Source organism: Mycobacterium sp. (genome assembly GCF_025933915.1).
Classification (GTDB): Bacteria; Actinomycetota; Actinomycetes; order Mycobacteriales; family Mycobacteriaceae; genus Mycobacterium.
Window position 1 is genome coordinate 1 of record NZ_JAICZA010000164.1, and the last position, 9,473, is coordinate 9,473.

At 68.2% G+C, this 9,473-nt stretch carries 12 protein-coding genes, 1 tRNA gene and 1 pseudogene; 11 read left to right on the forward strand and 3 right to left on the reverse strand.

Features of this window, described 5'->3' with window-relative positions; all coding sequences use genetic code 11:
• Window positions 1-543: class I SAM-dependent methyltransferase (locus tag Q0W90_RS20355; protein ID WP_297776226.1), on the reverse strand; the 543-nt coding region annotated here is incomplete at its 3' end.
• A gap of 111 nt (window positions 544-654) precedes the next feature.
• On the opposite strand from Q0W90_RS20355, the gene Q0W90_RS20360 reads away from it, so the two are divergent.
• Together Q0W90_RS20360 and Q0W90_RS20365 are read left to right on the forward strand one after the other, a co-directional pair.
• Window positions 655-1,293 carry a histidine phosphatase family protein gene (locus Q0W90_RS20360; RefSeq protein ID WP_297776227.1) on the forward strand — a complete coding sequence of 213 codons (639 nt, stop codon included), beginning with the start codon at window positions 655-657 and terminating at the stop codon, window positions 1,291-1,293.
• Between the two features lie 63 nt (window positions 1,294-1,356).
• Entirely contained in the window at window positions 1,357-2,409 is a 1,053-nt protein-coding gene (locus Q0W90_RS20365) for a phosphotransferase family protein (protein WP_297595298.1), read from the forward strand.
• Here the strand turns inward: Q0W90_RS20365 and Q0W90_RS20370 are convergent.
• Window positions 2,406-2,756, reverse strand: coding sequence for a lipopolysaccharide assembly protein LapA domain-containing protein (locus Q0W90_RS20370; protein WP_297595297.1), 351 nt, complete (start codon window positions 2,754-2,756; stop codon window positions 2,406-2,408). The two genes, Q0W90_RS20365 and Q0W90_RS20370, sit on opposite strands and share 4 nt — an antisense overlap.
• Before the next feature lie 99 nt (window positions 2,757-2,855).
• Here Q0W90_RS20370 and Q0W90_RS20375 point away from each other — a divergent pair, with 99 nt between their 5' ends.
• From Q0W90_RS20375 to Q0W90_RS20395, 5 genes are read left to right on the forward strand one after another with little or no spacing between them, the layout of a single operon-like run.
• Window positions 2,856-3,803 (forward strand): ABC transporter substrate-binding protein, encoded by a 948-nt coding sequence (locus tag Q0W90_RS20375; protein ID WP_297776229.1) that lies wholly within the window; start codon window positions 2,856-2,858, stop codon window positions 3,801-3,803.
• 1 nt (window position 3,804) lies between these two features.
• The gene (locus tag Q0W90_RS20380) at window positions 3,805-4,899 is read left to right on the forward strand and encodes an ABC transporter ATP-binding protein (protein ID WP_297776232.1); all 1,095 of its coding nucleotides are present in this window, start codon (window positions 3,805-3,807) and stop codon (window positions 4,897-4,899) included.
• Window positions 4,900-5,586: an ABC transporter permease gene (locus tag Q0W90_RS20385; RefSeq protein WP_297595294.1), complete on the forward strand. Its 687-nt coding sequence runs from the start codon at window positions 4,900-4,902 to the stop codon at window positions 5,584-5,586. It abuts the gene before it with no gap.
• Complete coding sequence (locus Q0W90_RS20390; RefSeq protein ID WP_297595293.1) at window positions 5,583-6,299, forward strand: ABC transporter permease; 717 nt, start codon at window positions 5,583-5,585, stop codon at window positions 6,297-6,299. Before Q0W90_RS20385 ends, Q0W90_RS20390 begins: the two co-directional genes overlap by 4 nt.
• Complete coding sequence (locus Q0W90_RS20395) at window positions 6,300-6,899, forward strand: putative glycolipid-binding domain-containing protein (RefSeq protein WP_297595292.1); 600 nt, start codon at window positions 6,300-6,302, stop codon at window positions 6,897-6,899.
• Here Q0W90_RS20395 and Q0W90_RS20400 read toward each other — a convergent pair.
• Window positions 6,862-7,806 carry a prephenate dehydrogenase gene (locus Q0W90_RS20400; RefSeq protein ID WP_297776235.1) on the reverse strand — a complete coding sequence of 315 codons (945 nt, stop codon included), beginning with the start codon at window positions 7,804-7,806 and terminating at the stop codon, window positions 6,862-6,864. The genes Q0W90_RS20395 and Q0W90_RS20400 overlap by 38 nt on opposite strands.
• A gap of 129 nt (window positions 7,807-7,935) precedes the next feature.
• Here Q0W90_RS20400 and Q0W90_RS20405 point away from each other — a divergent pair, with 129 nt between their 5' ends.
• From Q0W90_RS20405 to Q0W90_RS20420, 4 genes and pseudogenes are all read left to right on the forward strand, one after another.
• Window positions 7,936-8,457 carry a tRNA adenosine deaminase-associated protein gene (locus tag Q0W90_RS20405; protein WP_297595291.1) on the forward strand — a complete coding sequence of 174 codons (522 nt, stop codon included), beginning with the start codon at window positions 7,936-7,938 and terminating at the stop codon, window positions 8,455-8,457.
• A 106-nt stretch (window positions 8,458-8,563) separates the two neighbouring features.
• Window positions 8,564-9,022, forward strand: coding sequence for a nucleoside deaminase (locus Q0W90_RS20410; RefSeq protein ID WP_297595290.1), 459 nt, complete (start codon window positions 8,564-8,566; stop codon window positions 9,020-9,022).
• A gap of 29 nt (window positions 9,023-9,051) precedes the next feature.
• A tRNA-Ser gene (locus tag Q0W90_RS20415) sits at window positions 9,052-9,141 on the forward strand.
• 96 nt (window positions 9,142-9,237) lie between these two features.
• Window positions 9,238-9,473, forward strand: a pseudogene (locus Q0W90_RS20420) (1,4-beta-glucanase); the annotation flags it as partial.

Sequence of the window (9,473 nt, forward strand, 5' to 3'; positions counted from 1 at the left end):
GACGTGCCAGAGCGTCGAGACGGCGTCGTGCAACTCGGTTTCGGTGAAGCCCGGCGGGCCCGGCCGGTCCGGGTGGGCCCGGTCCAACGCCCCGGCGGCGAAGGCCAGGATGTACAGGGCGGCGCCGGGCGCGGCGGCCCGGTAGATGGACTGCACATAATCCTGGCGCCGTTCCGGGGGCAGCGCGTGGAACAGTCCGCTATCGAGAATGGTGGAGAAGCGGCCTTCCGAACCGGGCGGGTAGCCACGAAAGCTGGTGACGTCGGCCTGCGCGAAGCTCGCGGTGGTGAGACCGCGCTCGGCGGCCGCGGCGCCCGCCGCCTGGACCGCGGTCGCGCTGGCGTCGAGTCCGACCACGGTGTAGCCGCGCGCGGCGAGGGCCAACGAAAGCGCGGCATGCCCACAACCGGAGTCCAGCACGTCGCTGCGGACCGTGCCCTGATCGATGAGGCGCGCCAGCTCCGGTTGCGGCCGGCCGATGCTCCACGGGGGTGGCGCCGCTTGCCGGTAGGCGGCGTCCCAATCCCTGTCCGGCTCCGTCATTGAGAATCCTCCTCGCATCGGGCTACCCAAGAGCGATTGTGCACGCCTTGAACGACATGTATCCCGCGATGAGAGACTTCGGACCGGCCCCACCGAAAGACAGGAAGAACTATGCAAGTGCTTCTGGTCCGGCACGCGCTGCCGCTGCGCAGCGAACACGGCGAAGGTTCCGATCCGGACCTGTCGGAGGAGGGGTTGGCCCAGATCGAGCGACTACCCAAGGCGCTCGCCAGGTTTCCCCTCTCGCGGGTGGTGAGCAGCCCGCAGCGCCGGGCCATCCAGACGGCCGACCCGGTCGCGGCGGACCGCGGGCTGACCGTCGAGATCGACGACCGGTTCGCGGAGTATGACCGCGACCTTCCCGTGTACATCCCCATCGAGCAGATCCGTGCGGAAATGCCGCAGGAGTGGGCGCGCTTGGCCCAAGGGCATCTGCCCAGCGCGGTGGACGAGGACGCGTTTCGTGCCCGGGTGCGGGCCGCGGTCGACGACCTCGTCGCGACCGCCGATCCCGAGGACACGGTCGCGGTTTTCAGCCACGGCGGGGTGATCAACGTGCTGCTGCACGAGATTCTCGGAACGGCGCGATTGCTGTCCTTTCCCGTCGACTATGCGTCGGTGACGCGGCTGTTGTTCTCCCGGTCCGGTCAGGCGACGGTGGCCGCGGTCAACACCACCGAACACGTCTGGGATCTGTTGCCGCGAAACCGGAGGCCGCTCGGCGACGATGCGGGCCGCGGGACGGCCTGACGGCAACGCGGGCAAATCGCAGGTGGTGAACCCGGGCGAGGCGGGCGATGGTAGACAAGTCCGGTGACGTCAGCTGACCAACTCGAGGGCCTCGACCTGGCCTCGCTGGACTCCTACCTGCGTTCACTGGGGATCGGGCGCGACGGAGAGTTACGCGCGGAGTTCATTTCCGGTGGCCGCTCCAATCTGACCTTCCGCGTTTACGACGACGCGACCAGCTGGCTGGTGCGGCGACCGCCGCTGCACGGGTTGACGCCCTCGGCGCACGATATGGCCCGCGAGTACCGGGTGGTTGCGGCGCTGCAGGACACACCGGTTCCGGTGGCGCGCACGATCGGGCTGTGCGAGGACGATTCGGTGCTCGGCGCACCGTTCCAGATCGTCGAATTCGTTGCCGGCCAGGTGGTGCGCCGCCGCGCCCAACTCGAATCGTTCAGCCACACCGTCATCGGCGGCTGCGTCGACTCGTTGATCCGGGTGCTCGTCGACCTACACAATGTCGATCCCGACGCCGTCGGCCTGTCCGACTTCGGCAAGCCCAGCGGATATCTGGAGCGTCAGGTGCGGCGATGGGGTTCGCAATGGGCGCTGGTGCGGTTGCCCGACGACCGTCGCGACGCGGACGTGGAGAGGCTGCATTCCGGTCTGGGCGAGGCCATTCCGCAGCAGAGCCGCGCGTCGATCGTGCACGGCGACTACCGGATCGACAACACCATCCTGGATGCCGACGACCCGACAAAGGTTCGCGCCGTGGTGGACTGGGAGCTCTCGACACTGGGGGATCCGCTGTCTGACGCGGCCCTGATGTGCGTGTACCGCGATCCCGCGCTGGATTTGATCGTCAATGCGCAGGCCGCGTGGACGTCACCGCTGCTGCCGACGGCCGACGAGCTGGCCGACAGGTATTCGCTGGTGGCCGGTTTACCGCTGGCACACTGGGAGTTCTACATGGCGCTGGCCTATTTCAAACTCGCGATCATCGCCGCGGGCATCGACTTCCGCCGGCGGATGTCGGATCAGGCTCGCGGAATGGGCGACGCCGCGGAGCACGCGCCCGAGGTGGTGGCGCCGCTGATCTCCCGCGGTCTGGCCGAACTGGCAAAGCTGCCCGGCTAGCGCCCGGTTGCCGTGTGGGGCCTTTTCGCCGCGCGGCGTAGCTGCAGGATCCGTGCGGTGCCGACCGCGACCGTGATCAGCCCGCCGACAACGGCGGCCAGCAAGATCGCCACCCCCAGGGGCAGGGTCCAGTGCCAGCCCAAGAACCGAAAGTCCGTCGGCACCGTGTTCTGGGTGATGAAGATCAGCAACAGAATCAGGATCACAAAGCCGGCGATCAGCGACGACCACAGCGCACCGGCGCGGGTGAACCCGATAGCGGGTTCCTTGGTGGATGCACCGGTCTTGTCCCCGGGGGTGGGCTTGGGAGGCGGCTGGCCGGGCGACGCAGGGGTATGGCTGCTCATAATGTCATCTTTGCCCTATCCGGGCCGGAATGAAACCGATTCGGGCCACCGATCCTCGCGCGCCAGCGTCCGCCCGGTTCGGGCGTTAGGGTCGGCGGTATGACGATACCGCCGCGCCCGCATGGTGTGATCACGTGCGCGGCAGTACTGCTGACGACGATGTGCGTCGTTGCGGCGTGCAGCAATTCCGATCCGTTGGGGGCGCAGGTTCGAAGCCCCATGTCCATCGTCGTCGGCTCCGGGGACTTCCCGGAATCGCTGACCATCGCCGAGATCTACGCACAAGCGTTACAGGCCAATGGATTCGATGTCGGAAAGCGGATGGGGATCGGCAGCCGGGAGACGTATATCCCTGCGCTCAAAGACCATTCCGTCGATCTGGTCCCCGAATACATCGGCAATCTACTGCTCTACTTTGCCCCGCACTCGGAGGCGACCACGCTCGACGCCGTCGAGCTGGAGCTCTACCGGCGCCTCCCCGGCGACCTCTCGATCCTGACACCGGCGCCCGCCACCGACACCGACACCGTCAGCGTGACCAGCCAGACGGCGAACGCGTGGAACCTGAAGACAATCGCCGATCTGGCCGCACATTCGGCCGAGGTGAGATTCGGGGCCCCCTCGGCGTTCGCGACCCGGCCGGCCGGGCTGCCGGGGCTGCGGCAGAAGTACGGACTCGACATCAGGCCGGGCAACTTTGTCGCCATCGACGACGGCGGCGGCGCGGTCACCGTGCGCGCCTTGCTCGACGGAAGGGTGACCGCCGCCAACGTTTTCACCACGTCACCGGCAATACCGCAGAATCACCTGGTGGCTCTCGAAGACCCCGAACACAACTTCATGGCGGGAAACATTGTTCCGCTGGTCAATTCACAGAAGAAGTCGGACCGCCTCAAAGGCGTTCTGGACGCGGTGTCGGCGAAGCTGACCACCTCCGGCGTCGCCGAACTCAACGCCGCGGTGTCGGGAAACTCGGGTATCGATCCCGACGAGGCGGCCCGAAATTGGGTACGGGACAACGGCTTCGACCATCCGATCGGAGGATGACGTGATCACCTTCGAGAAGGTCAGCAAGGTCTTCGGCGACGGGACCACCGCCGTGGACGGGCTCAGCCTGGCCGTTCCTCACGGGAAGCTGACCGTGTTCGTCGGATCCTCCGGCAGCGGCAAGACCACGGCGCTGCGCATGATCAACCGGATGATCGACCCCACGTCGGGCGTCATCACGATCGACGGCGTCGACGTTTCCTCGCTCGACCCGGTGAAACTGCGGCTCGGAATCGGCTACGTCATCCAGCATGCGGGGCTGATGCCTCACCTGCGGGTGATCGACAACGTGGCAACGGTTCCGGTGTTGCGTGGGCAGCCCCGTCGTGCCGCCCGCGATGCCGCCTACGGGGTGCTCGAACGCGTGGGGCTGGACGTCAAGCTCGCCCGACGCTACCCCGCGCAACTCTCCGGCGGTGAGCAGCAACGGGTCGGCGTGGCGCGTGCCCTGGCCGCCGATCCGCCGATCTTGCTGATGGACGAGCCGTTCTCCGCCGTGGATCCGGTGGTCCGTCATGAGCTGCAGAACGAAATACTGCGCCTGCAAAGCGAATTGCACAAGACGATCGTTTTCGTCACGCACGACATCGACGAGGCGCTCAGGCTCGGCGAACGGGTGGCGGTGTTCAAGGGTGGCGTGTTGCAGCAGTACGACGAGCCGGCTCGGTTGTTGTCGCAACCGGCCAACGATTTCGTCTCGAGGTTCATCGGCCTGGGCCGCGGCTACCGCTGGCTGCAACTCATCGACGCGACCGGACTGCCACTGCACGGCGTCCAGCAGATCACGGCCGAGACGCTCTCCGGGCCGGTGGTTTTCGACGGCTGGGCTGTGGCGGTCAACGGCGTCGGAGCGCCGTTGGGCTGGATCGACGCGGACGGCGCGCGTCGGCACCGCGACGGCACACCCCTGTCGGACTGCATGGGCGGCGCGGGACCGCTGTTTCGGCCGGGGGGCAATCTGAGCCAGGCGCTGGACGCCGCGCTGTCGTCGCCGTCGGGGGTCGGTATCGCCGTCGACGACGCCGGCAAGGTGATCGGCGGTGTCCTGGCCGCCGACGTCCTGGCCGCGGTGGAATCCCAACGGGGGAGCCGGTAAATGCACTACTTGTTCACCCATCTCGACGACGCCTGGAGGCTGATGGTCGTGCATCTGCGGCTGTCGTTGGTGCCGGTGTTGATCGGGATGGCGATCGCGCTGCCGTTGGGCATGCTGGTGCAGCGCACCCGGATCGCGCGCCAGTTGACGACGGCGGTCGCCAGCGTCGTGTTCACCATCCCGTCGCTCGCGCTGTTCGTGGTGTTGCCGATGATCATCGGAACGCGCATCCTCGACGAGGCCAACGTTATCGTCGCCTTGACCGCCTACACCGCCGCACTGCTGGTGCGGGCGGTGCTCGAAGCGCTGGACGCGGTCCCCTCCCAGACACGCGACGCCGCCACTGCGGTCGGCTACCCGCCGATCACACGGATTCTGAAAGTCGATCTGCCGCTTGCGGTTCCGGTCCTGATCGCCGGGTTGCGGGTGGTGGTGGTCACCAACATCGCGATGGTCTCGGTCGGCTCGGTCATCGGCATCGGCGGGTTGGGCAGTTGGTTCACCCAGGGGTACCAGACCAACAAGAGCGATCAGATCCTGGCGGGCATCATCGCGTTGTTCGTATTGGCGGTCGTCATCGATGTGCTCATCGTGTTCGCCGGCCGGCTGGCAACACCCTGGGCCCACGCCGTACGTAGCACCGGTCGCCGTACGGTCGTCGCGCCCGTCGTAGGTGGCGCGCGGTGAACTTCGTAGCCCGGGCGATCTCCTATGTGTTGACTTCCGACAACTGGACCGGACCGGTCGGGCTCGCGGCACGCATCCTCGAGCACCTCGAATACACCGTCATCGCGGTGGGCGCCTCGGCGCTGATCGCCGTGCCCGTCGGGCTCATCATCGGGCACACCGGACGCGGCACCATAGTGGTGGTGGGCGCCGTCAACGGGCTGCGCTCCCTGCCGACGCTGGGGGTCCTGCTGTTCGGGACGCTGCTGTTCGGGCTGGGCCTGGGACCGTCGCTGGTGGCGCTGATGCTGCTGGGTGTGCCGGCGCTGTTGGCCGGCACCTATGCCGGGATCGCCAACGTCGAGCCGACGGTCGTCGACGCGGCCCGGGCGATGGGCATGACCGAGGCCCAGGTGCTGCTGCGCGTCGAGGTGCCGAATGCGCTGCCGTTGATCCTGGGCGGGCTGCGCAACGCGACGCTGCAGGTGGTCGCCACCGCGACGGTGGCCGCCTATGCGAGCCTCGGCGGTCTGGGCCGATACCTGATCGACGGGATCAAGGAACGCGAGTTCCACCTGGCCCTGGTCGGGGCGCTGATGGTGGCCGCGTTGGCGCTGGCGCTCGACGGACTGCTGGCGTTGCTGGTGTGGGCTTCGGTCCCGGGCACCGGTCGGCTGCGACGCACTTACCGGGCACTTCCGCAGTGGTTGGCGGGCACGTCTTACGGTAGATGAGTGAACGCAGCCCCCTCCGATCCGTCTCGCCGCGTGTGGCAGGCGATGCTCACCTGGCGCGCACAGGACGTCTCCCGGATGGAATCGGTACGACTCCAGGTGTCCGGCAAGAGAATCAAGGCGAATGGCCGCATCGTCGCCGCCGCCACCGAGACCAATCCGGCGTTCGGTGCCTACTACGACCTGCAGACCGATGAAACCGGTGCCACCAAGCGGCTGGGCATGACCGTGACCCTGGCCGAGCGCGAGCGCGTCTTCTCCTTCGCGCGCGACGAGGAGAACATGTGGCTGGTCACCGACCATCAGGGCGAGCACCGCGCGGCGTATGACAACGCCCTCGACGTCGACGTGGAGTTCAGCCCGTTCTTCAACGCGCTGCCCATCCGGCGGCTCGGCTTGCAGGAGCAAGCGATGTCGGTCACGTTTCCCGTGGTCTATGTGAACGTGCCGGAGATGTCCATGGCGGCGCGCACCGTCAGCTATGCCAGCTCGGGCAGCCTCGACCAGATCAAGGTGCGCTCGCCCATCGCCGACACCACGGTGAGCGTCGACGGGGAGGGATTCATCGTCGACTATCCCGGCTTGGCAGAGCGGATCTGATCACCTCGCCCGCGCGGCCCGCGGCGGCCAATTCCTCACGCCAGTTCTCCGCGCCGACGACGACGTGGAAAACGTCGGAGCGCGGGAAGCTGTCGTAACGCGTTCGAGCGGCGTGGCCGGCCTCGATGAGGTCGGCGACCGAGTTGTGGTGGGCCAGCGATTCGCGGGCGCGACTCAGCAACTCGATGATGCGGTCGGCGGTGTGTACCAGTTGGTCGGAGTTGCCCTCGCACATCGCCCGGACCAGATCCGGCGCGGTGCCCGCAACCCGGGTCCCGTCGCGGAATGACCCGGCGGCCAGCGCGAAGGCCAACGGGACCTCTCCGGCGACGACCGCCAGCGCCTCGGCGAGCAGGTGGGGCAGATGCGATATGGCGGCCGCGGCGGCGTCGTGTTCGTCGGATCTGGCCGGCACCACCACGGCGCCGCAGTCCAGCGCCAACGTCATCACCATCGACCAGACCGCCGGGTCGACATGATCGTCGACGCTCACGACCCACGGGGCCCCGGTGAACAACCCGGCGTGGCCGGCGGTCCAACCCGAATGCGCGGTGCCCGCCATCGGGTGGCCGCCGACGAAGCGTTCCTGCAGGCCCGCCGCGACGACCTCGTCGAGCACCGCCTTCTTCACGCTGGTGACGTCGGTCAACGGACACGCCGGGGCCGTGTTCCTGATGTGGGCGAGCATGCCCGCCATCGCAGGCATCGGGACGGCCAGCACGATCAACGCATCGGAGCCGGCGGCGCGAGTCAGGGTTGCGATCAGATCCGTGGTGGCGTCGAAGCCATCGGCGGCCGCCGCCTGCGCGCCCTCCACCGAGCGGTTATAGCCGAACACCTCACGGCCCGCCGCCGTGGCGGCCCGCATGATCGAGCCACCGATCAGCCCCAGCCCGAGCACACACACCGGTGTCTGAGAAGGAGGGCTTGCCACATTCCAAGGTTGGCACATCCGGCCGGGAACGTCGCCGTCAGATGTCGCCGCCACCAGGCTCCATCTGGTCAGGGGCCTGGCCAGGGACTACCGTAAGCGGCCATGGGAGCACAACGGGCCTCTGCCCAGGGCCTGTCCGCGGACACGCCGGACGGCTTCGGCGTCGCGGTCGTGCGCGAGGAGGGGCAGTGGCGCTGCGCTCCCATGGCCCGTAAGTCGCTGATGAGTCTCGCGGCCGCGGAAACGGAGCTGCGTGAATTGCGCAGCGCCGGGGCGGTCTTCGGCCTGCTTGACGTGGACGACGAATTCTTTGTCATCGTGCGGCCCGCACCGTCGGGGACGCGGCTGTTGCTGTCGGATGCCACCGCCGCGCTGGACTACGACATCGCCGCCGAGGTGCTCGACAAGCTCGACGCCGACCTCGATCCGGACGATCTCGAGGATTCGGATCCCTTCGAAGAGGGTGACCTGGGGCTGCTGTCCGACATCGGGCTGCCCGAGGCGGTCTTGGGGGTCATCCTCGACGAGACCGATCTGTACGCCGACGAGCAGCTGGGCCGCATCGCCCGCGAGATGGGCTTCGCCGATCAGCTGTCGGCGGTGATCGACCGCCTCGGTCGGTGATCGCAAGCGCGGCCGTGGCGATCGCAAGCGCGGCGGAGCCGGGCGCAGCGGGTTGCCACCGCTGATGGAGCCGGGCGCAGCGGGTCGCCGCCATCAGGCTCGGTCGGTGATCGCTGACGAAGATCTGATCCGTTCCGCCCTGTCGGTCGCCGCGACGGCGGGCCCCCGCGACGTGCCCATCGGCGCGGTGGTGGTCGGCGCCGACGGAACAGAGCTCGCTCGCGCCGTGAATGCCCGCGAGGCCCTGGGCGACCCGACGGCCCACGCGGAGATCCTGGCGCTGCGGGCGGCGGCCGGCGTTCTCGGCGACGGGTGGCGGCTCGAGGGCGCCACGCTGGCCGTCACCGTCGAACCCTGCACCATGTGCGCGGGTGCGCTGGTGCTGGCGCGCATCACGCGGCTGGTGTTCGGCGCATGGGAGCCCAAGACCGGGGCGGTCGGATCGCTGTGGGACGTGGTCCGTGACCGGCGGCTCAATCATCGCCCGCAAGTACGCGGCGGGGTGCTGGCGCAAGAGTGCGCGGCGCCGCTGGAGGCGTTCTTCGCCCGCCAGCGATTGGGGTGAGCGGCATGCCGTTCGGTAAGCTGCTCGGCGGTGGCGTGTCCGAGCGGCCTAAGGAGCACGCCTCGAAAGCGTGTGACGGCTAAAACCGTCCGAGGGTTCAAATCCCTCCGCCACCGCCAAAAGCTGCCCGGTCGCCAACCGCGCCGAACGCCGATCGCGCCGACACCGCCGTCGTGGATTGGCGCTCGATGCTTGCGAACCATTAATTTTCTGGGGTGACGTTCTCAGCTGCTGGTGCAATCGCTCGATGGATCGCCCCCTTTCTGACGGTTGCGGCCTCCTCAACAGTTGTCGCAGGCATCGGTCTTCCTGCCGGTCCGTTGCGGACCGGACCCGCCCCGACGGTGCGCTTGGTCGCCGACGGCAACCCGTTGGACGGGGCGCCCTTCTACGTCAACCCCACGTCGGCGGCCATGCGCGCCGCGCAGCACGCCGATCCGCCGAGTCCCGA

What these genes read in the sequence shown, in the direction of transcription:
- Q0W90_RS20405 (WP_297595291.1), top strand. Translation starts at nt 7,936, where the DNA reads ATGGGAGCACAACGGGCCTCTGCCCAGGGCCTGTCCGCGGACACGCCG.
- Q0W90_RS20375 (WP_297776229.1), top strand. Translation starts at nt 2,856, where the DNA reads ATGACGATACCGCCGCGCCCGCATGGTGTGATCACGTGCGCGGCAGTA.
- Q0W90_RS20360 (WP_297776227.1), top strand. Translation starts at nt 655, where the DNA reads ATGCAAGTGCTTCTGGTCCGGCACGCGCTGCCGCTGCGCAGCGAACAC.
- Q0W90_RS20385 (WP_297595294.1), top strand. Translation starts at nt 4,900, where the DNA reads ATGCACTACTTGTTCACCCATCTCGACGACGCCTGGAGGCTGATGGTC.
- Q0W90_RS20370 (WP_297595297.1), bottom strand. Translation starts at nt 2,756, where the DNA reads ATGAGCAGCCATACCCCTGCGTCGCCCGGCCAGCCGCCTCCCAAGCCC.